The sequence below is a fragment of the Mycobacterium sp. NGS18 genome (assembly GCF_059813185.1).
In genome coordinates this window covers 13,344-34,330 of sequence record NZ_JCALEC010000009.1, presented here as the reverse complement: position 1 = coordinate 34,330, position 20,987 = coordinate 13,344, and the positions used below count along the sequence as shown (strand labels likewise).

19 protein-coding genes are annotated in these 20,987 nt (G+C 69.5%); 7 read left to right on the top strand and 12 right to left on the bottom strand.

The genetic code is table 11. The features are described 5' to 3' along the window. Positions 1-52: 52 nt before the first annotated feature. Together AC5Y31_RS16750 and AC5Y31_RS16745 are read right to left on the bottom strand one after the other, a co-directional pair. The gene (locus AC5Y31_RS16750) at positions 53-2,110 is read right to left on the bottom strand and encodes an SGNH/GDSL hydrolase family protein (protein WP_499981788.1); all 2,058 of its coding nucleotides are present in this window, start codon (positions 2,108-2,110) and stop codon (positions 53-55) included. 146 nt (positions 2,111-2,256) lie between these two features. After that, positions 2,257-3,051 (bottom strand): rhomboid family intramembrane serine protease, encoded by a 795-nt coding sequence (locus tag AC5Y31_RS16745; protein ID WP_301632613.1) that lies wholly within the window; start codon positions 3,049-3,051, stop codon positions 2,257-2,259. 54 nt (positions 3,052-3,105) lie between these two features. Between AC5Y31_RS16745 and AC5Y31_RS16740 the strand changes: the two genes are divergently transcribed. After that, entirely contained in the window at positions 3,106-3,747 is a 642-nt protein-coding gene (locus AC5Y31_RS16740) for a class I SAM-dependent methyltransferase (protein WP_065024793.1), read from the top strand. Between the two features lie 29 nt (positions 3,748-3,776). Next, positions 3,777-4,220 (top strand): Rv1352/Rv1906c domain-containing protein, encoded by a 444-nt coding sequence (locus AC5Y31_RS16735; RefSeq protein WP_301632610.1) that lies wholly within the window; start codon positions 3,777-3,779, stop codon positions 4,218-4,220. A gap of 7 nt (positions 4,221-4,227) precedes the next feature. On the opposite strand, the gene AC5Y31_RS16730 is transcribed toward AC5Y31_RS16735, so the two are convergent. From AC5Y31_RS16730 to AC5Y31_RS16715, 4 genes are all read right to left on the bottom strand, one after another. After that, positions 4,228-4,572, bottom strand: coding sequence for a DUF732 domain-containing protein (locus AC5Y31_RS16730; protein WP_065024795.1), 345 nt, complete (start codon positions 4,570-4,572; stop codon positions 4,228-4,230). Beyond that, complete coding sequence (locus tag AC5Y31_RS16725; protein WP_301632608.1) at positions 4,569-5,873, bottom strand: PPE family protein; 1,305 nt, start codon at positions 5,871-5,873, stop codon at positions 4,569-4,571. Before AC5Y31_RS16725 ends, AC5Y31_RS16730 begins: the two co-directional genes overlap by 4 nt. Further along, complete coding sequence (locus AC5Y31_RS16720; RefSeq protein ID WP_499981664.1) at positions 5,870-7,129, bottom strand: PPE family protein; 1,260 nt, start codon at positions 7,127-7,129, stop codon at positions 5,870-5,872. The genes AC5Y31_RS16725 and AC5Y31_RS16720 overlap by 4 nt, the downstream gene beginning before the upstream one ends. 196 nt (positions 7,130-7,325) lie before the next feature. Beyond that, positions 7,326-7,943 (bottom strand): TetR/AcrR family transcriptional regulator, encoded by a 618-nt coding sequence (locus tag AC5Y31_RS16715; RefSeq protein ID WP_301632604.1) that lies wholly within the window; start codon positions 7,941-7,943, stop codon positions 7,326-7,328. A gap of 123 nt (positions 7,944-8,066) precedes the next feature. Between AC5Y31_RS16715 and AC5Y31_RS16710 the strand changes: the two genes are divergently transcribed. Beyond that, positions 8,067-8,513: an MmpS family transport accessory protein gene (locus AC5Y31_RS16710; RefSeq protein ID WP_301632602.1), complete on the top strand. Its 447-nt coding sequence runs from the start codon at positions 8,067-8,069 to the stop codon at positions 8,511-8,513. A 26-nt stretch (positions 8,514-8,539) separates the two neighbouring features. On the opposite strand, the gene AC5Y31_RS16705 is transcribed toward AC5Y31_RS16710, so the two are convergent. Further along, positions 8,540-9,781 (bottom strand): IS110 family RNA-guided transposase, encoded by a 1,242-nt coding sequence (locus AC5Y31_RS16705; protein WP_499981662.1) that lies wholly within the window; start codon positions 9,779-9,781, stop codon positions 8,540-8,542. A gap of 245 nt (positions 9,782-10,026) precedes the next feature. On the opposite strand from AC5Y31_RS16705, the gene AC5Y31_RS16700 reads away from it, so the two are divergent. The 3 genes from AC5Y31_RS16700 (at position 10,027) to AC5Y31_RS16690 (ending at position 15,086) form a co-directional block, all read left to right on the top strand. Next, the gene (locus tag AC5Y31_RS16700) at positions 10,027-12,939 is read left to right on the top strand and encodes an MMPL/RND family transporter (protein ID WP_499981660.1); all 2,913 of its coding nucleotides are present in this window, start codon (positions 10,027-10,029) and stop codon (positions 12,937-12,939) included. Positions 12,940-13,021: 82 nt separating this feature from the next. Further along, positions 13,022-14,422, top strand: a complete 1,401-nt coding sequence (locus AC5Y31_RS16695; protein ID WP_301632599.1) for an FAD-dependent monooxygenase family protein — start codon at positions 13,022-13,024, stop codon at positions 14,420-14,422. Beyond that, positions 14,415-15,086 carry a maleylpyruvate isomerase family mycothiol-dependent enzyme gene (locus tag AC5Y31_RS16690; RefSeq protein ID WP_301632597.1) on the top strand — a complete coding sequence of 224 codons (672 nt, stop codon included), beginning with the start codon at positions 14,415-14,417 and terminating at the stop codon, positions 15,084-15,086. Before AC5Y31_RS16695 ends, AC5Y31_RS16690 begins: the two co-directional genes overlap by 8 nt. A 2-nt stretch (positions 15,087-15,088) precedes the next feature. Here AC5Y31_RS16690 and AC5Y31_RS16685 read toward each other — a convergent pair whose 3' ends face one another. From AC5Y31_RS16685 to AC5Y31_RS16670, 4 genes are all read right to left on the bottom strand, one after another. Further along, entirely contained in the window at positions 15,089-15,700 is a 612-nt protein-coding gene (locus AC5Y31_RS16685) for a hypothetical protein (RefSeq protein ID WP_499981786.1), read from the bottom strand. Positions 15,701-15,737: 37 nt separating this feature from the next. Beyond that, complete coding sequence (locus tag AC5Y31_RS16680; protein WP_301632595.1) at positions 15,738-16,580, bottom strand: LLM class flavin-dependent oxidoreductase; 843 nt, start codon at positions 16,578-16,580, stop codon at positions 15,738-15,740. A gap of 13 nt (positions 16,581-16,593) precedes the next feature. Beyond that, positions 16,594-18,051 (bottom strand): aldehyde dehydrogenase family protein, encoded by a 1,458-nt coding sequence (locus AC5Y31_RS16675; RefSeq protein ID WP_499981658.1) that lies wholly within the window; start codon positions 18,049-18,051, stop codon positions 16,594-16,596. Positions 18,052-18,236: 185 nt separating this feature from the next. Continuing rightward, complete coding sequence (locus AC5Y31_RS16670; protein WP_499981657.1) at positions 18,237-19,175, bottom strand: oxidoreductase; 939 nt, start codon at positions 19,173-19,175, stop codon at positions 18,237-18,239. A 51-nt stretch (positions 19,176-19,226) separates the two neighbouring features. Here AC5Y31_RS16670 and AC5Y31_RS16665 point away from each other — a divergent pair, with 51 nt between their 5' ends. Then, positions 19,227-20,453 (top strand): cytochrome P450, encoded by a 1,227-nt coding sequence (locus AC5Y31_RS16665; protein ID WP_301632591.1) that lies wholly within the window; start codon positions 19,227-19,229, stop codon positions 20,451-20,453. A 6-nt stretch (positions 20,454-20,459) separates the two neighbouring features. On the opposite strand, the gene AC5Y31_RS16660 is transcribed toward AC5Y31_RS16665, so the two are convergent. Next, complete coding sequence (locus AC5Y31_RS16660) at positions 20,460-20,969, bottom strand: SRPBCC family protein (protein ID WP_301636120.1); 510 nt, start codon at positions 20,967-20,969, stop codon at positions 20,460-20,462. Positions 20,970-20,987: the final 18 nt, after the last annotated feature.

The window sequence follows — 20,987 nt, the reverse complement described above, 5'->3', positions numbered from 1 at the left end:
CGAGCCCTGTGACGTTGCGCTCAGTGCTGGTCACGGGGAGTGCCCCGCCACATCAGCTGATCGACTCCTCCAGCCACGGCAGCAGCCACTTCACGCCTTCGGGAGTGAGGTGAATGCCGTCGCTGCGCACCTTGATGCCGTCGACCTTGGCGGTGTAGGTGCCGTTCGGCCCGAGCTTCTTGTTCAGATCCATCACCGACACGGCGTCGCGCCCAGCGACCACCCGGCGCAGCAGCGCGTTCCAGCGGTCGACGCGCTTGGGATCGTCTTCGGGCCACAGCTTGCCGTCGGGCCGCTCGCCGTAGCGACTGTAGGGCACGGTGGTCACCACCACCCGGCTGCCGGCGGCCTGCAGGACGTCCAGGGCGTGCTGAAGTTCCGCGGTCAGGTAGGCGTCGAAGGTCGGGTCACCGATGTGGGTCCACTGGCCTTCGTTGACCCGGTCCACGGTCTCCCAGCGGCCGGCGAACAGCAGCACCACGTCGGGCCGGTCGGCCCTGACCTGCCGGGCCCACCGGGCCGGCCACCCGTCGCATTCCGACCCCTGCTCGATGGTCTTGCCGGCCCAGCGGTACGGCCCGGCCCGCACGATGCTGCAGCCGACGACGGTGTGGTCGATGAAGTCGTAGCCCGGGGTCGGCGGCAGGTAGTGCATCACGGTCCAGCCGATCGAGTCGCCGAACACCGAGACGGTGCGCGGCCGGTGGGGGTCGTGGCGCACCGGCGCCGGACGGGTGCGGGCCGGCGGTGACGGTGATACCGCCGCGGCCGCGGCGATGTCCGGGGTCAGGCCGGTCTCGGCGGTGGGCCGCTCGACGACCGGGACCACGAACACCGTGACCGCCACCGCGGTGGCGCTCACGGCCGCCCCGAGCGGCAGCAGTGACACCTGCGCCGGCCGCCAGCGCCGGATCGGCTCCTCTATGACCCACCATGACACCGCCGCCACACCCACGGTGACGGCGCATCGCGCGGCCAGCAGCGCCCCTCCCGACCACCCGGTGCGCTCGCCGTTGAGCACCAAAAAGATCGGCCAGTGCCACAGGTAGACGCCGTAGGAGATGGTCCCCAGCCACACCAGCGGAGCCCAGGCCAGCGCGCGGGCCACCAGCCCGCTCTGGTGCAGCGCAACCGGCGCGATCACCGCGATCGCGGCGACGGCGACCAGGGTCAGCAGCCCACCCCGGAACTCCGCGGCACTGCCGGTGGCGCGGTGCGCGGCCACCGCCAGCAGGGCCAGCCCGGCCAGCGGCAGCAGCCGCGCGACCCAGCGTCCCCAGCCGGTGCGGATCACCGACCAGCCGGCGGTCAGCGCGGGCCAATCCCCCACCAGCAGCGCCGCCGCGGCGGCGCCGATCAGCAGCGCCTGCGCCCGGGTGTCGGTGCCGAAGTAGACCCGGTCGCGGGTGGCGTCAGAGGCCAGCACCTCGGCCGCTGTCGCCGACACGGCCGCGCCTGCGCTGGCCAGCAGAAAGACCGTGAGGCGCACCCCGCCGACGGTGGCCAGGCTGCCGCGGCGCCGGGCGCGAAACGCCAGCAGCAGGGCGATCGTGATGAGCAGCAGCGGCCAGAGGAAGTAGTACTGCTCCTCGACGCCCAGCGACCAGGTGTGCTGCAGCGGTGACGGGGTTCCCGCCTCGGTGAAGTAGTCGGTCTGCTGGGCGACGAACCGCCAGTTGGCCACCCAGAAGAACGCGGCGATCGCGTCCTCGCGCAGGCCCACCACCGCGTCGGAGGGCAGCAGCTCGTGGGCGATCGCCACGGTCAGCACCATCAGCACCAGGGCCGGCAGCAGCCGTCGGCCGCGGCGGATCCAGAACCCGCCGAGGTCGATCCGCCCGGTCCGGTGCAGCTCGTCGATCAGCAGCGAGGTGATCAGGAATCCGCTCAGGACGAAGAACAGGTCCACGCCGATGAACCCGCCCGACACCCCGGGGACGCCGCCGTGGTCGGCGAGCACCAGCGCGACGGCTACCGCGCGCAGACCGTCGAGAGCGTGAATGCCCGGCCGTCGCCGGTCGCGCCGAACCCGGTCCGCGGCACGTGCCGTGGCCAACCGGGCGGCACGCGGGGCCGGCGCAACCCAGCGGGACTTGCCCGAAGTGCGCATCGAGGTGGCCCGGCGAGTCCGGCTCCCGGCCGGTCGACTCATCTCATCCTGGTCGCCGTTGGCGCCGATTGGTCGATCCTCTCGCTGGTGGACCACCGAAAGCTTAGGGGGCGAGCAGCCGTCCTAACGGGAGGACACGCTTGAGGTCACGCGACCAATTCGGTAGTGCGCCACCAGATCAGCGCGACGAACAACGCCAGCAGCGCGATGCTGACCAGCGCTTGGACCCGGTTGCGGTGCGCCGGTGCGGGATAGACATAGGCGAACGCCACCAGCAGCCCGGTGATCAGGCCGCCGAGGTGCCCCTGCCAGCTGATCCGGGGGATGGTGAAGGTGAAGACCAGGTTGATCACAATGACGGCGACGACCCAGCCGACGTCCATCCGCAGTCGTCGGCCGACGATCAGCGTCGCGCCGAACAGACCGAAGATGGCACCCGACGCGCCGGCGGTTGCGGTGGTCAGCGGCGCCAGCAGATAGACCGCGACCGAGCCGCCCAGCGCGCTGAGCAGGTACAGCGCGCTGAACCGTGCCCGGCCGAGCAGGCCCTCCAACGACGGGCCCACCACATACAGCGCCCACATGTTCAGCAGCAGGTGCATCGCGCCGTAGTGCAGGAACGCCGAGGTCAGCAGGCGGTAGATCTGCCCGTCGGCCACCGCCGGTGACCACAGCACCAGCTCGGAGTCCAGCTGAGCCGACGACATCTGGCCGATGAACGCCAGCACGTTCAGGGCGATCAGGCCGTAGCTGACCACCGGTGTCCCCGAGCCGCGCCGGACCAGCGGGCGGGTCCGGGGCTGCGCGGCGCCGGCCCGCGCGCAGTCCACACAGTGCTGCCCGACGGCGGCACTACGCATGCAGTCGCCGCAGATGTAGCGCTGACACCGCGTGCAGCGCAGCGCGGTGGCCCGGTCGGGGTGCCGGTAGCAGACGGTCATGGGTACAGCCTCTCATCGAGACCCCCTATTCGGCTCAGCGGTAGATTTCACGCCGTGGCAACTCCGACACCGCACCGCGGGTTCAACAACGCCGTCACCCGATTCTGGAGCTTTGCCGCTCCGGCCTATGACACCCGGTTCCTGCAGCGCTGGGTCTACCGCCCGGCCCAGGACGAGCTGATCGCGGCGCTGCGGGCCCATCAGCCGGCCCGAGTCGCCGACATCGCCTGCGGCACCGGCATCCTCGCCGACCGCATCGAACGGGAACTGTCCCCCGAAGCCGTCTACGGGGTGGACATGTCCGCCGGGATGCTCAACGAGGCCCGGGCGCGCTCGACGCGGGTGCAGTGGCTGACCGGCCCCGCCGAGCGCCTGCCGTTCGACGACGGGACCCTCGAGGCGGTGGTGACCAGCTCGGCGTTCCACTTCTTCGACCAGCCCGCGGCGGTCCGGGAGTTCTACCGGGTGCTGGCACCGGGCGGGATGGCCGCGGTGACCGCGCTGAGCCCCCGCCACCCCATTCCGCTGCGCCGGCTGCTGGGCGGCCGGTGGAATCCCGCGCACCAGCCGACGCCGGCCGAGATGCGCACGCTGTTCACCGACGCCGGGTTCACCGTCGCCGACCAGCACCGGGTGGCGCGGCCGGCCTGGACACTGCTGGTGTCGGATCTGATCACCGTCGGCGTCAAGCCGTAAGTCTCCGCTGGTCGGTACCCTCGCGTGGTATGAGACCGATGAAGTTCGCCGCGGCGGTGGCTGTCACGCTCGCCGCGGCTTGGGTCGGCACGGGCTCCGCCGCGGCCGAGCCGACTCCCCCGCCCGCGCCCAAGCAGGTGATCGACACCGACGGCACGTTCGTTGTCGGAAGGGACATCCTACCGGGGACCTACCGCTCCGATGGGCCTCGCGACGGCAACGCCTGCTACTGGCGCCGGAACAGCGGCGACAAGGTCGTCGACAGCGCGATGACCAAGAAGTCGCAGGTGGTGCTGATCGAGCCCGGCGACACCACATTCCGGACCGACCGCTGCGCGCCCTGGCAACTGACCGAATGCCCGCCCACGTGCGCTCCGGCGCCACAGCAGTCGGCCGGCCTGCCCGACGTGCTGAAGGGCTTTGTGCCGCAGCCCCGGCCGGCCGCTCCCGCGCCCGCTCCCAGCGGCGGATAGCTGGCCGTCACTTCTTGATCAGTTGGTGCGGGCAGTAGGTGTGCGCCGCGATGGCGGCGAACTGCGCCGCGCCGTCGGTGGTGAAGCCGGGATTGTTGGCCTTCAGGTCGGTGATCACCTGCAACGCGGGTTCGCCCCGGTCGACCAGGCCGCAGACCGCGCGGGCGGCTTCGATGGCCTGACTGGTGCTGCTGTAGGTGATCCCGGCCGCGCGCAGCGACTCCAGGAAGGCCGCATTGTGGACCGCGCCGGCATCCTCTGGCTGGCTGCCCGGTTCGGGGTCGGCGTTCCCCGGAGCGGCGCCGGCCAGGCCCAGGCCGGCCGCAACGGCCAGCGCCAGGAGCGGTTTCACGGGAGTGCCGTCGTCGCTGCGACGGAGCCGGCGGCCCCGGCCTCCTTGGCGGCTTTTTTCAGGTGCACCGCGTGGAAACCGGGCTTCTTCGACAGTTCCTCGAGGAGGTCGTCCAGTCCGGCCTCGTCGATCTGCCAATGCTGGACCGTGTCCTTTTGCTTCTGCAACTGGGCGATGACGCGGTCGAGCTGAACCGGGGCTTGGCCTTTACCGCCTTTGGTGGCGGACCCGCGGATATTGGCGCCATTGATCAGCTGCGAGCCGGGAGCGCCCAGCGCGCCGCCGGTCAGGGCGCCCAGCGCGGCCGGGTTGAGCAACCCGCCCACACCCGCCATCGGTGCGGCGACTGTGCTGCCGGCCGCCGGCAGTGAGGTGGCGGCCAGCCGGATGGCGGGCGTTGCGGTCGCCCAGCCCTGGGGCACCGACAGCGCCCCGACCGACGGGGCCGTGCCCACGCCGGCCGTCACCGCCCGGACCACGCCTCCGGAAGCAGACTTTGGCCCACCGCCCAATCCGGCGCCCAGTGCGTTCATCCCGCTTCCGCCCAAGCCGGCTCCCAGCGCCGATTTGGGGACCTCGGGCAACAACGACTGCGGCTTGTAGAACGTCTTCAACTGCACCATGCCGAAGTTGGGTCCGCTGAGCACGACGTTGCCCAGGCCGCCGAACTTCATGACCCCGCCGAGCGCACCGAACAGGCCCTCGTAAAGGCCGGCGACCTCCGACGCGTCTCCGGCCGCGGCGAGGCCCGGCCCGGTCTGGCCGGCGGCCGAATTGGTGGTCTGCGGCGGCGGGGCGAGCGGCGTCAGCCGGGTGGCCGCCGCCGCGGCGGCCTGGTAGGCGAACATCGCAGCGGCGTCTTGCGCCCACATCTGCGCGTATTGGGCGTCGGCGGCCGCGATCGCCGCGGTGTTCTGCCCGAAGGTGTTCGACGCCAGCAGCGCGGCCCGAATGCTGCGGTTGGCCGCGATCACCGGTGGCGGCACCACGGCGGCCAGCGCGACCTCGAACGCGCTCGCCGCGGCCCCGGCCTGTACCGCGGTCTGGGTGGCCTGCGCGGCGGCGGTCGACATCCAGTCCACGAAGGGTGTCGCCGCGGCGATCATGGCGGTCGCCGAGGTCCCGATCCACGATTCGGCGGTCAGGGAGGTGAGCACCGCACGGTAGGAGGCCGTCGCGGCGTGCAGTTCGGCGGCCAGCCCCTCCCACGCGGTGGCCGCGGCCAGCAGCGATTCGGGGCCCGGGCCGGCGTACATCTGCCCGGAGGTGACCTCCGGGGGAATCAGCGCGAAATCGATCACGGCGTGGCTCCGTCCTCAGGCACCGGGATGACCAGGATGGTGGCGGTGGTCAGCGCCTCGGTGTCGGGCGCCTTGTCGATCACCCGGGTGGCACCGCCGGCGACGGACTGCACCGCGGTGCCGCCGACGGCGCGACCGGCCAGGCTCGACAGCGCCATCTCGTTGAACATCGCACCCGAGGAGCCCTCGACGGCGAACGCCGAAGCGCTCGAAGCGACCGAACTGCTGGACAGCATCGCCGGCATGGCCTTGCCGGCCGGCGCCGCGGTGGACCAGCTCGCCGGCACCGACAGCGACCCGACCAGACTCGCCTGTCCGGTGCTGGCCGCCACGGTGGTGGCACCGGCCGAGAGCGGCGCCTGGTAGGAGATGTAGCCGCCCGACAGCGGCCCCAGGGCGCCGGTGATCGGGGCCGGACCGCTGAGCAGGCTGGCCACGCCGGGCGGATTCTGGGCCAAACCCACGAGCTGCCCGGCGATCAGCCAGCCGCTGCCGAGGTTGGCGAGGTGGCCCAGCGGCGAGTACGGCCCAGTCAGGTCGCCCAGGAACTTGGCGATATCCCCGATGCCGGACCCGATATCACCGGGTGTCGCCTGCGCCGGAGACGCGGTGAGGTCGGTCAGGGTCCTGGGCACCGCCGACAGCAGCTGCGAGACCCTCGACGGCGCGGCCGAGGCGGTCCGCACCCCGGCAGCTTCGGCCGCGGGGACCAGCTGGGACGAATCGGTGGCGGCGTCGGCGGCTTCCGGCGCCGGGTCGAACACGCTGAGCTGGGTCGCGGCCGCGGCCGAACCCGCGTAGCCGTACATGGCGGTGGCGTCTTGGGCCCACATCTCGGCGTAGAGGGCCTCGGTCGCCGCGATCGCCGGGGCGTTCTGGCCCAGCAGGTTGGTCGCCACCAGGGTCATCAGCAGGCTGCGGTTGGCCGCGATCACCGGCGGCGGAACATGCGCCGCGAACGCCGCCTCGTACGCCGCGGCCGCCGAGGAGACCTGGGCGGCGGCGTGCTCGACGCGGGTGGCGGTGACACCGATCCACTCCGCATACGGGGTGGCCGCCGCGACCATCGTCAGCGCGGACGGCCCGTGCCAAATACCGGCCAGGTCGGCGATCACCGAGCGGTAGGCCGCGGCTGCGGTGTGCAACTCGCCGGCGAGGGCCTGCCAGGCGGCGGCGGCGGCCAGCAGCGGCCCGGGCCCCGCACCGGAGTACATCAGACCGGAATGCACCTCCGGCGGGATCGCTCCAAATTCCATGTCATCCGACCTCATGTGGGGATTTCGTGGCCAGCAAAGTGGACAGAGGATGAATCTAGGGTGACTCGCTGGAAGATAGCCGGGAGGAAGCTGTGAGCGATCGTGGAGTCCGGTGTGGGGGCGATCACATCCGGAAGGGTGGCATGGGTCCCGGAAGCTTGCAACCGCTGGAGGTCCGTCGGCGCAGGCAGCGGGCTCAGGCCGGTGTCGCGTCGGCGAGCAATAAAGTGGCGGCGTCGACCAGAGTCCGGATCACCTCGTCGGCGCTGAAGTCGCTGAGCCATAGGTTCGGCGCATCGCTGCGGTGCAGCATCGCCACGCCGTGCAAGGCCACCGACAAGGCGGCGGCGACCCGGTCGGAAGCCGGATCAGGCGTGGCGTCCGGCAGTCGCCCACGGCAGGCCAACAAGGCCCGGGTGACGGTGGCGAGCGCCTGGCGAGCCGCCGGCGGCGCTTGACCGTCCTGGGTCATCAGGGCGTAGCGCAGCGGATGGCGTTGCGCGAACGACACGTAAACGCGGCAGCCGATCAGTAGGCGCTCGCGCGGATCGGTGGCCGCCTGCACCTGCTCGGCGATCTCCTCGGAGACCTGCACCCAGCTCAACTCGGCGACGGCCTCGAGCACCCGGTCACGATCCTCGAAGTGCGCGTAGACCGACGGCGCTGCGATGCCGGCCTCCCGGGCGATGCGCCGCAGCGAGACCTCACCCTCACTGTCGGCGCCGTCGATCACCCGGGCAGCCGCCGCCAGGATCTCCTCGCGCAGCAATGCGCCGTGACCTCGCAGATTGCGCCGGCGAGCGGGTGTGGGCACGTCATCATCCTAACGACCGTTAGCCATCGGGCGGCTGCGTGCTGGACAACACCGGATGCGCGGGTGTGAGCCGCCACAAACTAACTTTACAGCTGTTTCCTTATGACCGTAAGGTTAGCCGCCATGAGCGCATTGCAAAAGCTCCGGTCGCCCCTTGAGCGGCTGTGGATCGTGCTGGTGATCGTCCCGGTCGCGGCCGTGGGCGCACTGGTCATCTACCGGTTCCACGGCGTCTTCGGCGCCGACCACTCGGCCACCGCCGCCGCCGCGGGCGGCGAGATCGTCTCGACCGTCCCGAAGTACGTGACCTACGAGATCTACGGCCCCCAGCACACCTCGGGGATGGTCAGCTATGTCGACGAACGCGCTCAGTCCCGGGAGGCGACGTTCGACTCGCTGCCGTGGTCGCTGACGTTGACCACGACGCAGCCCAGCGTGTTCGCCAATGTCATGGCGCAGGGCGACAGCGACGCGCTGGGTTGCCGGATTACCGTCAACGGCGACCTGCGTGATGAGCAGCGGGGCGCCGGCCACAGCGCGGCGACGTTCTGCGTGGTGAAGGCCGCATGAGTTGCCCTGTGTCAACCCCGCGTCGTTTAGGCCGCCTTTTCGGTGGTGCTGGCGAGCAGCGCTTGGAGGGCTCCGTGCTTGGCGGGGTCGTAGCCGACATTGTCTTGCCAGGCGCGCCAGATGATGTGCACCCAGGCCCGGCCGAGGATTCGGACGGCGTGGGGGTGGTCGTGTCCGCGGGCTCGGGCCTTGGCGTAGAGGTCTGCGGCCCAGGGGTTGGCGTGGCGGGAGTCGCCGGCGAAGTCGCAGACCGCGTCTCGGAGTTCTTTGTTGGCTCCCCACCGGAAGGTGACGGCCTTGACCTTGCCCGACTGTCGAGTCGAGGGAGCGACGCCGGCCAGGCAGGCCAACGAGTCTGCGGTCGGGAATCGGCCGCGGGCGTCACCGATTTCGGCGAGAAGCCGTGCTGCGCGCACGGTTCCCGACCGGGGCAGGGAGGTGACGATGTGTGCGTCGGGATGGGTGGCGAGCTGCTCGCCGATACTGGCGGCGAGGGCCTCGATCTGGGTGTTCAGCGAGCGCAGGATCGCCACGAACGCCAGCGTGGTCACGGTGTGGATCTCGGCCTCGGCGCCGATGGCTCCCCGTGGTGCTGCGAGCAGACGGGTGTGCAGGATCTCCGGATCGGTGTGACCGCTGTAAGACACCGAGGACAACCAGTTGCCCAGGCGTTGGGGCGAGAGCCAGTCGGCCTGGGCTTGGGTGGTGAACCGTTCAAGGAAGGTGAGGCTGATCGCGGAGTCAATCTTGGCGAAAAGGCTTGTTGCGCCAGGGAACACCATCTGCAGGTGCGCTCGCAGCTGGTTCGCCACGGCGACCCGATGCTCGACCAGATCGCGGCGGGCACGGACCGTGGTGCGCAGCGCCGTGGTCGCCGCGGAATCGCGGGCCAGGGGGCGCAGGCGGCGCCGGTCGGTCCGCACGACGTCGGCGAGAATGTAGGCGTCGTACCGGTCGTCCTTGTTGCCTGCCGACCCGTAACGCGAACGCAAGTTCTTGAGCTGACCCGGCGGGATCACCAAGACAGTGAGCCCGGCCTGGATCAGGGCCTCCACGACAGGACCGTCGCCGCGTTCAATGCCGACTTCGTCCACGCCGGCCGCGAGCAGACGCCGCACCAGGGCCTTCAGTCCCGCAGCGTCGTGAGTGACGGCGAAGCGGTGCAGAACCTGCCCGTCGGGGTCGATGATGGCGATCGCGTGGTCGTCCTTGGCCCAGTCCACGCCCGCGCACACTCGCCCCGGCACGCCTTGTTGGGTCACACTCATAGTTGTTACCTCGCTGTTGGAGCAGTGAGAGAACACCCGGTGGTCCCGGGACCCCGCAGCCGGTCGCTCACTGATCGGCGCTCGATGGCGCACAGCCCTGTAGCCAGTCTGGGTGTCCTGGGCCACCGGACCTCGCAGAACTCATGCTGGACCTCGAAGGTCGAGCGATCATGGCGATGGCCCGGTGGGGACCAGGGGTGCATCAGCAATCCATCTGGAACTACCGACACATGGATGGTGCACCAGTGAGCGGCCAGCACAGCCCGGGCGGCAAGGCGCCGCTCTACCCGCGGCTGGTCCGTGCCCTGGCCGTCCCGATCATCTTGTTCTGGCTCGCCGCGGCCGCGGCGACCAACCTGCTGGTGCCGCAGCTGGAGATCGTCGGCGCGCGCAACGCGGTCTCACTCTCGCCGCAGGACGCGCCGTCGGTGATGGCGATGAAGCACATCGGCGAGAAGTTCGGCGAGTTCGGTTCCGATTCGGTGCTGATGATCGTGCTGGAAAGCGATGAGCCGCTGGGCGGCCAGGAGGACGCCCACCGCTACTACGAGCGGCTGGTACAGACGCTGCAGGCCGACACCGCCCACGTCGAGCATGTGCAGGATTTCTGGGGCGACCGGGTCACCTCGGCGGGCTCGCAGAGCGAGGACGGTCGGGCCGCCTACGTGCAGGTGCACCTGGCCGGCAACCAGGGCTCGGCCCAGGGCGTGGAGTCGGTCGACGCGGTGCGCGACATCGTGGAGCACTCCGATCCCCCGGCCGGCCTGCGCTCCTACGTCACCGGCCAGGCCGCCTTGGTCGCCGACACCAACGAGGCCGGCGATGCCTCGATGATCAAGATGACCGGGATCACCCTGGCCGTCATCACGGTGATGCTGCTGGTGGTCTACCGGTCGATCGCCACCACCCTGATCGGGCTGCTGGTCGTCGTCACCGAGATGAGCGTGGCCCGCGGGCTGATCGCGGTGCTGGCCAACTTCCATGTCTTCGCGATCTCCACCTTCGTGGTCAGCATTCTGACCGCCCTGGCCATCGCGGCAGGCACCGACTACTGGATCTTCCTGATCGGGCGCTACCACGAGGCCCGCGGTGCGGGCGAAGACCCCGAAACCGCCCAGCGCACAACGCTGTCCAGCGTCAGCCATGTCATCCTGGGGTCCGGGCTGACCATCGCCGGTGCGATGCTGTGCCTGCATTTCACCCGGCTGAACTACTTCAACACCCTGGCGGTGCCGTGCGCGCTGGGCATGTTCACCATCTTGGCAATGGGGCTGACCTTCGCGCCGGCGGTGCTCGCGGTCAGTGCCCGGTTCGGGCTACTCGATCCCAAGCGGGCCACCCAGACCGGCGGCTGGCGCAAAGTCGGGACCGCCGTGGTGCGCTGGCCGGCACCGATCCTGGCCGCCGCCGCCGCGGTTGCCGCCGTGGGCGTTCTGGTACTGCCGGGCTACCAGACCAGCTACGACAACCGGCACTACATCCCCTCCGACGTGCCGTCCAACATCGGCTACGCCGCGGCGGAGAAGCACTTCAGCTCGGCGCGGATGAACCCCGACATGCTGATGGTCGAAGCCGACCACGACATGCGCAACCCGCGCGACATGCTGGTGCTGGATCGCGTCGCCCGCAATATCTTCCGGGTTCCCGGCATCGAACGGGTGCAGAGCATCACCCGCCCGCTCGGGCCGCCGATGGAACACGGGTCGGTGCCATTCCAGATCAGTGCGCAGGGCGTCACGATGCGCGAGAACCTGCAGTTCTTGCAGGCGCGCCTCGACGACACCCAGACCATGGCCGATCAACTGTCCTCGATGGTCGCGGTGATGGATCGGCTGCACGGGCTGACGGTCCAGTTGTCCGACGCCACCCACGGCACCGACCAGGCCACCCATGACATGGAAGGCACCATGGCCGAGGTGCGCGACCGGATCGCCGACTTCGACGACCAGGTCCGGCCACTGCGCAACTATTTCTATTGGGAGCCGCACTGTTTCAACATCGGTGTGTGCAACGCGTTCCGGTCGATGTTCGACGCCACCGACGGGTTCGACAAGCTGGCCGAGAACACCACCGCGCTCGCCGATCAGCTGGACCGGGTCGACGGCATCACCCCGGAGATCGCCGCGCAGATCCCGCCGATGATCGCCATCACCACCAACATGCGCGATCTCATGCTGACCATGCACAGCAGCTTCAGCCAGGTGGTCACCCAACTCGAGCAGATGACCGACACCGCCGCGGTGATGGGCCAGGTCTTCGACGACGCCCGCAACGACGACATGTTCTACCTGCCGCCGGAGGCCTTCGACAGCCCGGACTTTCAGCGCGGAATGGAGTTGATGATGTCCCCGGACGGCCAGGCGGCCCGCATCCTGATCACCCACGACACCGATCCGGCGACCGTCGACGGCATCTCGCACGTGGACGCCGAACTGCAGGCCGCCAAGGAGGCCGTCAAGGGCACCCCGCTGGCCAAGGCGAAGTTTTATCTGGGCGGCACCGCGGCCACCTACGCCGACATCCAGACCGGCGCGCACTACGACCTGCTGATCGCGGCGATCGCCGCCATCATCCTGATCTTCGTGGTGATGCTGCTGATCACCCGGGCGCTGGTCGCCTCGATCGTGATCGTCGGGACCGTGGTGCTGTCGCTGGCCTCGTCATTCGGGCTGTCGGTGCTGTTGTGGCAGTACGTGTTCGGCGTCGAGCTGCAGTGGCTGGTGATCGCGATGAGCGTGATCGTGCTGCTGGCGGTGGGCTCGGACTACAACCTGCTGGTGGTGTCGCGGATGAAGGAGGAAATCGGCTCAGGGTCGGGGGCCGGCCTGAAGACCGGGCTGATCCGCGCGATGGGCGCCACCGGCAAGGTGGTCACGGCGGCCGGGATGGTCTTCGCGTTCACCATGATCGCGATGATCGCCAGCGACCTGCGTTCGGTCGGCCAGATCGGCACCACCATCGGGCTGGGTCTGCTGTTCGACACCTTCATCGTCCGCAGCCTGATCACCCCGTCGATCGCGGCGCTGCTCGGCCGCTGGTTCTGGTGGCCGATCAACGTGCACCGTCGCCCGGCCGCCACCCCCGCCGAGTCCCCCGTCCCCGCCGAACGTGAAGGCAGCTTCACGTTCGCGCCGACAGCCCCGCTCCCGGCAGGGTAAGAATCTTACTGTTACGCCAAGATACTCTTATTTTTCTTAATTTGTCTGTATCGTGGGTCCCTTGAATGAGAGGGGCACACCAATGGGCGAATCGACGACCTCTGCGGTCGTGCTGGGTGCCGGGATGGCCGGCCTGCTGGCGGCACGGGTGGCATCGGAGTTCTACGGCTCCGTCACGGTGGTGGACCGCGATCTGCTGCCCGACCACCCGGCGCACCGCAAGGGGGTACCGCAGGGCCGACACCTGCACAGCTTCCTGTCCGGCGGCACCGGCATCCTCGGTGAGTTGTTTCCCGGCATCCTCGACGACCTCGCCGCCGCCGGCGCGGTGGTCATCGACAACGCCGACCTATCCGGGCGGTATGCCCGGATCGGCCGGCACGAGCTGAACCGGACCGGCAGGCTCGCCGATCGCCGAGCCCTGGCGGTCTACAGCGCGAGCCGGCCGTTCGTGGAGTTTCACGTGCGACAGCGCGTGGACAAGCTCGGCAACGTCGCGTTCCTCGACGGCCATGACGCGCTCGAGCCGGTGGTGGAACACGGGGTCGTCACCGGCGTGCGAATCACGAATCGACGCAACAGGTTGACGCAGATTCTGCACGCCGATCTGGTCATCGACGCGACGGGGCGGTCCGCCCACACCGCCGCGTTCCTCGCCGATCACGGCTTCGGCAGCGTGCCCGAGCAGCGGCTCGAGCCGGCCTCGGGCTACTCGAGTCAATTGCTGCGCATTCCGCCGGGACGGATCACCGACCAGATGGTCTTCATCAACCAGGGCCGGGCCGAGCCTGGGCTGTTGCTGGCGGCCTACGAGCACAACACCTGGATGCTGGCCATCGCCCGCCACGGCGACTATGGCTCTCCCCCAGCCGATTTCACCGCCATGCTGGCCGCGGCCAGGCAGCTGCTGCCGCCGGCCATCATGGCTGGGATGCGCGACGCCACGCCGGTGGGCGACATCGCGGTCTCCCGTGACACCGGCGCGCTGTGGCACCGCTACGACCGAATGCCGCGCTTCCCCGCCGGACTGGTGGTGATCGGCGACGGCCTGTGCCGGCTCAATCCGCTCCACGGGCAGGGCATGACGATGGCTGCGCTTGAAGCGCTCGCGCTGCGCGACTGCCTGCGGCAGCGCGGATCCGATTTGCCGCAGCGGTTCTTTCGGGCCGCCGCCGGCCGGATCGCACCGATCTGGGCTGCGAACGCATCCAGCGATGCGTCACCCGATCACTCGCACCCGATCCGCCACCGGCTGCGCGGGTGGTTCGCCGACGCGGTGGGAACGGCCGCCGCCCGCGACATCGCCGTCACCGAACGCATCCTCCGGGTGCGCAACCTCGTCGACCCGCCCTCGCGGTTACGCGACCCGGTGCTGCTGTGGCGGATCCTGCGCGCCAACCTGCCAGGCCCCCGCCTTGCGCACCAGGAACCGCGGGTGGGCACACTGGCTCCGGTCCCGACTGCAGGAGGCTCCCATGCTTGACGCGATCTACCGCGCCGCTCGCGACCGGGTCGGGGCCTTGGCTGCCGGGCTCGGCGATCACCAGCTGCGGACCCCGGTTCCGGCGACGCCCGGCTGGACGGTGCACGACGTGCTGGCCCATATGGTCGGTGGCGCCGCCGACGTCCTGGCCGGCCGGCTCGACGGCGCGCCGGGCGACTCCTGGACCGCGCGGCACGTCGCCGAACGCCGCGAGCGTCCGGTCGAGGAGTTGCTCGCCGAGTGGGAGCGCGCGGCCCCGGCGGTCGAGTCGAGCCTGCCGCAGCAGCACAGGGGTCCGAACCTGGCCGCGGACGCGATCTGCCACGAAGCCGACCTGCACGAGGCGTTGGGCCTGCCGCGCACCGGCCGCGAGCACTGGCAGCCGTTTCTGGAGGTGATGGTTCATCTACCCGGCAGGCGCTTGGCCGACACCGCGACGCTGGTGATCACCGACGAGTTGGGGCAGCAGTGGCGGAGCGGCTCAGGGGTATCGGTGTTGGAGTTGCGCGCCGACGGCTACGAGCTGCTGCGGGGCGTGTTCAGCCGGCGTTCGCGTCGCCAGATCGCCGGGTGGGACTGGTCACTCGAACCGCCCGGTGAAGTGGTCGACCGTTTCGGCGCGTTCGGGCCACGCGACGACGACCAGCCGGTCCCGACCGGCTGAGTTCACCCGTTGCAGGCGGTCAGCCGTGGCGGGGAGAACGTCACCGAGCCGACTCCGCCGACGATCATTCCGTTCGCGGCCAGCGTCATCGCGGTCACATACGAGCAGGTCTGAATCTCGGTCAGCCCGTTGAGATAGACCACGTCGAAGGTGTACGCGAAGTTGCGCACTAACTGTCCCGCCGTCCAGGGCACGTCGACGACGAAGCCCAACGACGACCCCGACCGGGCGCCGAGCACCCGGGGCCCCGCCTCACCGATGTGCGGCGTGATCGAGAAGGGCACGCCGTCACGCTTGGTACCGGTCAGACCGGTGCTGTTGATCCGGTAGCCGGTGGCGGCCGCGGGCACAGGCGGGCCAGGACGGATATTGGTGCTGAACAGAATCGAGTAGTTCGTGCCGCCGACCACGGCGGTGGTGCTGAAGCTGGTCGAGGTGAACTCCTCGGGCAGTTGCACCACGCAGTTCTCGATCAGTTCGTTCGGATCACCGCAGTCCTGCGAGCCGGGCGGCGCCGCCAGGACACGTGGCGCAGTGAGCGCGAGACCGACGGCCGGCACCGACCAGGCGGCGCCGCGCACAAAGGTGCGCCGGGAAATGGACTTGCTCGACATCTCCTTCACGGGTGCCCCTTCCTGCCGGGCGTCGCTGTCATTCTCCCAGGGCCGAAATTACCCGCTTTCCGAATTCGGCGATCGTCTCCGGCGCCGCAAAATCGGAGAACCACACATAGAACCGCTGTGCGCCCTGGCTGCGCAGGCCGGCGAAGTAGTCGACCAGTTCATCGGCGCGACCACAGACCAGCCCGGGGCCGAGCTGGCTGAACCGGCGGTGCGCCTTGGCGGTCACCGTCTCGGCATCAGCGCTGTCGCCGATGAAGCCGACCATCTGCTGCACCGAGGCCCGCGCCGAGCCGACCTTGGGCAGCAGATCCGGCAGCTCGTCGACGTGGGTCGCCGGCAGATTCCACCAATCCGCGTAGCGCGCCACCAATCCCAGCATCCGCGGGCCGCGCCCGGCGAGCAGCAGCGGGATAGGAGCGCCGGGCGTCGGCAACTGGGTGTCCTCCCCGCCGGCCCAGTAGCGCCGCAGCGCGATCACGGTCTGTTCCAGGGCACTGACCCGCTGACCGGCGGTCGGTGCACCGAGCCCGAACCGGGACAGTTCGTCGGGCATCGACCCGGAGCCCAGACCCAGCTCGAACCGCCCGCCGGAGGCCTCGGCCAGCGTCACCGCCTGCTTGGCCAGCACCGCCGGATGTCGAAACGCGTCGCAGAGCACCAGGTGGCCGATCTTCAGCCGTTCGGTGCGGGCGGCGACCCAGGTGGCGATCGTCATCGCCTCCCAGATCGGGGCGGCCGGGTCCATCGGGGTTTCCAGGTGGTCGATGAACGCCACCCCGTCGTAGCCACTGTCCTCGGCGGTGCGCGCCCGCAGCACGATGTCGTCGATATTCTGCCTGCTCTGCGGCAGAAACAAGAACCACTCGGTCATCGGTTGCCCCTGACTACAGCGCCGCCCAGATCGACTTGGTCTTCAGATAGGCCTCGATGCCTTCGGCGCCGAGTTCCTTGCCGACACCGGACTGCTTGTAGCCGCCGAAGGGTACGTTGTGGTCGAACGTCAGCTGGCAGTTCAGCCCCACCATGCCGGCGTTGAGCCGCTTGCCCAGGTTGTGCGCGCGGGCCAGGTTGGTGGTCCAGGCGGTGGCGGCCAGCCCGTAGCTGGTGTCATTGGCCATCGCCACCGCTTCGTCGTCGTCGTCGAACGGCAGAATCGTGACGACCGGGCCGAAGATCTCCTCCTTGTAGAGCCGGCTGGTGGCCGGATCGACGCCGGTGACCACGGTGGGTTTGACGAAGTAGCCCTTGCGGTCCAACCGGTAACCGCCGCTGACGATCTCGACGCCGTCCTGCTTGCCTTGGTCGATGTAGCCCAGCACCCGGTCGAGCTGCTTCTGGCTGACCAGCGGGCTGATCATGGCGCCCTCGTCCTTGGGGCCGCCCAGCACCAGGTTGTCGCCGATCATCGCGATCCCGGCCACCACGCGCTCATAGACGCTGCGCTGCACGAAAACTCGCGAACCGCAGACACAGCCCTGCCCGGAGTGCACGAAGATGCCCATCGAGGCCATCATGATCGCCATGTCCAGGTCGGCGTCCTCGTAGATCAGCACCGGGGACTTGCCGCCCAGCTCGAGGGTGACCTTCTTCAGGTTGTCCGCCGAGTCGCGCATGATCTGCTTGCCGACCTCGGTGGAGCCGGTGAACGCGACCTTCTCCACGTCGGGGTGCGCGGTGATCGCGGCACCGGCGGTGGCGCCGTAGCCGATCACGAAGTTGGTGACGCCCTCGGGCACACCGGCTTGGGCGATCAACCGCTCCAGCAGCACCGCCGACAGGGGGGTCTCCTCGGCCGGCTTGACGACGCTGGAGCACCCGGCGGCCAGGGCCGGGGCGACCTTGGCGCAGGCGTTGAACAGCGGGCCGTTCCACGGGTAGATCAGCCCGACGACGCCGTACGGTTCCTTCTGGGTGTAGGCGTGGAAATTGGCGTGGGTGCTGTTGACGCCGCCCTCCATCTGCACCTGGTAGCTGTTGCCGTTGATCTTGGTGCACCAGCCGGCGTAGTAGCGGAAGAACTCCGCGCAGGTGGACACGATCATCTCGGCCTGGGCCGGCGGCATGCCGGCGTCCAGCGATTCCAGCTCGGCGAATTCCTTGGCGTGCTCGTCGATGAGGTCGGCGAGGCGCCACAGCGTTCTGGCGCGCTGCCGGGCCGGGATGTCGGTCCACACGCCCGACTCGTAGGCGGTCTTGGCGGCGGCCACCGCCTCGTCGACGGCTTCGGGGCCGGCGTCGCGGAACTCGGTGATCTGCTCCTCGGTGGCCGGGTCGATCACCGGAATCACCTCGCCCGTGCCGGGGCGCTTCGCCAGATCATCGATTACCGACTGCAGTGCCATGTTCGGACCCTTCCACGAGAGCAGAGATGCTGGGCATCTGCTTAGCATCCGGCGCGCGGCCGGGTCAACAGTGAGACATTTTATCCACAGTCTGTAAAGGTGTGGGGTGTGCCGACGCAGGTCAGGCCGACTCGCGTGAAAAGGCGCCACGCCGCGATCGCGCGCGAGCTGGCGAACGGACCGGCTTAGCCGCGGGTCAGCGCGTAGCTGACGCCGGTGAGGTCTTCGGCGATCTTCCAGAGCCGCTGCTGGGCGTCGACGTCGTGGGCGCGGCCGGCGGCGCGCACCAGCACCGGCGGGCCGATCTGCTCGAAACGCCCGCCGGGGCCGTAGAACTGGCCGCCCGCGGCGTTCGGGTCGGTGGCCGCCCGCAGCATCGGCAGTGCGCCGTCGGTGGGGTCCTGGGTGAACCAGCCCGTCAGAAGACGGAAGCGACGGTTGAATACCCAACGCACCGAACGGGATTGTTCGCGCAGTATCCCCGTGCGGGTGCCGCCGGGGTGTGCGGCCAACGAGATCGCCCGGCTGCCCACCGCTTCGAGTCTGCGCTGCAGTTCGAACACCGCCATCAGCTGAGCGAGTTTGGACTGGGTGTAGGCCACCGCCGGGGTGAACGACGCCGCCAAGTGCAGATCGTCGAACGCGATCCGGCCGCCCCGGCTGGTCTTGCTGTTCACCGCGATGATCCGTCCCGCTGAGGAGGCCAGTACGCGGTCCAGCAGCAGGCCCGTGAGCGCAAACGGCCCAAGGAAATTCGTGCCGAAGTCGCCCTCGAAGCCGTCGACGGTCAGCTGCCGGGTTTGGTGCATGACGCCGGCGTTGTTGACCAGGGTGTCGATGACGGGGTAGCCGGCTCGCAACTGCTCCGCGCAGGCGCGCACCGAGGCCAGGTCGCTGAGGTCCAGGTGAACCACGTCGATGCGCGCGCCCGGCGCCGTCGCGAGAATGTCCTCGCGGGCCGCCGCCGCGGCGTCGTTGTTGCGGCAGGCCAGCACGACGGTGGCTCCCAGGCGCGCCAGTCCCCGAGCGACTTCGAGGCCGACGCCGGTGTTCGCCCCGGTCACGACGGCCGTCCGGCCGTCCTGGGACGAGCCGTGCTCCAGGGTCCATTGCGGCGCGTTCACAGGCCGAACTATAGAGGGGACACCGTTTTCGCTGTGTAGGGTCGGTGACTGATGCACGACGACATCGACCTCACCGACCTGGACCGGTTCACCTCCGGCTTCCCGCACCACGTGTTCGACGTGCTGCGCCGGGAGTCGCCGGTCTGGTTCCATCCGGCCACCGCTCATACGCCCGGCGGTGAGGGATTCTGGGTGCTCAGCCGCTACGCCGACATCGTGGCCGCGGCCACCGACCACGAGACGTTTTCCTCGGAGACCGGCGGCGAGCGCGACGGCGGTGGAACCACGCTGGAGGATATGCCGCTGGGTTTCGCCGTCGGGGCCCTGCTGAACATGATGGACGATCCGCGGCACGCGAAATTTCGAAAGCTGCTGATGCCCAGCATGACTCCGCGAGCACTGCGTGGTATCGAGCAGGATCTTCGCCGGCGCGCGGTCGGCATCGTGGATGCCGCGCTGGCCAAGCGGGACTGCGATTTCCTGGTCGACGTCGCCGCCGAGCTGCCGCTACAGGCGGTCGCAGAGCTGGTGGGTGTCCCGCAGGAAGATCGCCACGAGCTGATGAACTGGGCCAACGTCACGCTGGATTACGAAGATCGCGAGATCGGCGAGGTCAACGACCGGCTGGTGCAGGCCCAGGCCCGGATGGTGGCCTACGGCACGGATCTGCTGGAGCGCAAGCGGGTTCAGCCCGCCGATGACCTGCTCTCGGTGGTGACGCACGCGGAGATCGACGGCGCGCCGCTCACCGCCAACGAGCAGCGGATGTTCCTGAGCCTGATCATGGCCGCGGGCAGTGAGACGACGCGCAATTCGATCGCGATCGGGATGGCGGCGCTCAGCGAGCACCCCGAGGCATGGGAACGGTTGCGCGCGGATCGGGAGCTGCTGCCCGTGGCCGTCGAGGAGCTGCTGCGCTGGGCGTCGTCGACGCCGTATAACCGGCGGACCGCAACCCGCGATGTCGAACTGCACGGCCGGCAGATCCGCGCCGGCGACAAGGTCAGCCTGTGGTGGGCCTCGGCGAATCGTGATGAATCGGTGTTCGCCGATCCCTACACCTTGGATATCGCCCGGAACCCCAACCCGCACTTGACGTTCGGTCGCGGCGTACACTTCTGCCTCGGCTCGACCCTGGCCCGTCTCGAGATGCGGGTCATCTTCGACGTGCTGTTGGACCGGGTCGGCACCGTCACCTTGACGGGGCCGATCGAGTACGTCCGCAGCAACAAGCATGCCGGGGTCCGGCACATGCCGGTCACCATCGAGGCCCACTGAGGGCGGCTACCCGTATCCGCGTCCCGCCGTGGCAAACCGCTTGTCGGTGTAGCGGCGCAAATTGGCCAGGAAGCGGCGAAACGCCAGATTCATCAGCGGCCCGCTCACCGGGGAGAACAGTTTCGCCGGTCCGGTCAGCCGGTTGGCCAGGGTCCAGGTGAGCCGGCAGCCTTGGGCGGTGGCCTCGATGCGATAGTCCTCGACGAAGACCGCCAGCGCCGAGGTCGAGCTCGCGTTGAAGCGAAAGGCCATGTGCCGGGCGGGTTCCCAGGCCAGGAACTCCTCGTCGCCGACGATGCCGCCGCGCATGTCGACGACGCGGGTGGTGCCGACGCCGTGCGGTTCGGGACTGGTCCAGGTCACGTTGGTGATCACCGAGGCCCAGTGCGGCCAGGCTTTGGCGTCGGCGAGCACCTCCCAGATCTCGTCGGGCGTCACGGCCAGGTCGACGCTGTTGCTGAACCGCTGCGGCGCCCCCTCGAGAAATTCGAGGCCGACCTGCTCACACGGGTACATCCGAGACAACTGCTGCTT

What these genes read in the sequence shown, in the direction of transcription:
- AC5Y31_RS16750 (WP_499981788.1), bottom strand. Translation starts at nt 2,110, where the DNA reads ATGCGCACTTCGGGCAAGTCCCGCTGGGTTGCGCCGGCCCCGCGTGCC.
- AC5Y31_RS16745 (WP_301632613.1), bottom strand. Translation starts at nt 3,051, where the DNA reads ATGACCGTCTGCTACCGGCACCCCGACCGGGCCACCGCGCTGCGCTGC.
- AC5Y31_RS16735 (WP_301632610.1), top strand. Translation starts at nt 3,777, where the DNA reads ATGAGACCGATGAAGTTCGCCGCGGCGGTGGCTGTCACGCTCGCCGCG.
- AC5Y31_RS16720 (WP_499981664.1), bottom strand. Translation starts at nt 7,129, where the DNA reads ATGGAATTTGGAGCGATCCCGCCGGAGGTGCATTCCGGTCTGATGTAC.
- AC5Y31_RS16710 (WP_301632602.1), top strand. Translation starts at nt 8,067, where the DNA reads ATGAGCGCATTGCAAAAGCTCCGGTCGCCCCTTGAGCGGCTGTGGATC.
- AC5Y31_RS16705 (WP_499981662.1), bottom strand. Translation starts at nt 9,781, where the DNA reads ATGAGTGTGACCCAACAAGGCGTGCCGGGGCGAGTGTGCGCGGGCGTG.
- AC5Y31_RS16695 (WP_301632599.1), top strand. Translation starts at nt 13,022, where the DNA reads ATGGGCGAATCGACGACCTCTGCGGTCGTGCTGGGTGCCGGGATGGCC.
- AC5Y31_RS16690 (WP_301632597.1), top strand. Translation starts at nt 14,415, where the DNA reads ATGCTTGACGCGATCTACCGCGCCGCTCGCGACCGGGTCGGGGCCTTG.
- AC5Y31_RS16685 (WP_499981786.1), bottom strand. Translation starts at nt 15,700, where the DNA reads ATGTCGAGCAAGTCCATTTCCCGGCGCACCTTTGTGCGCGGCGCCGCC.
- AC5Y31_RS16680 (WP_301632595.1), bottom strand. Translation starts at nt 16,580, where the DNA reads ATGACCGAGTGGTTCTTGTTTCTGCCGCAGAGCAGGCAGAATATCGAC.
- AC5Y31_RS16675 (WP_499981658.1), bottom strand. Translation starts at nt 18,051, where the DNA reads ATGGCACTGCAGTCGGTAATCGATGATCTGGCGAAGCGCCCCGGCACG.
- AC5Y31_RS16665 (WP_301632591.1), top strand. Translation starts at nt 19,227, where the DNA reads ATGCACGACGACATCGACCTCACCGACCTGGACCGGTTCACCTCCGGC.
- AC5Y31_RS16660 (WP_301636120.1), bottom strand. Translation starts at nt 20,969, where the DNA reads ATGTACCCGTGTGAGCAGGTCGGCCTCGAATTTCTCGAGGGGGCGCCG.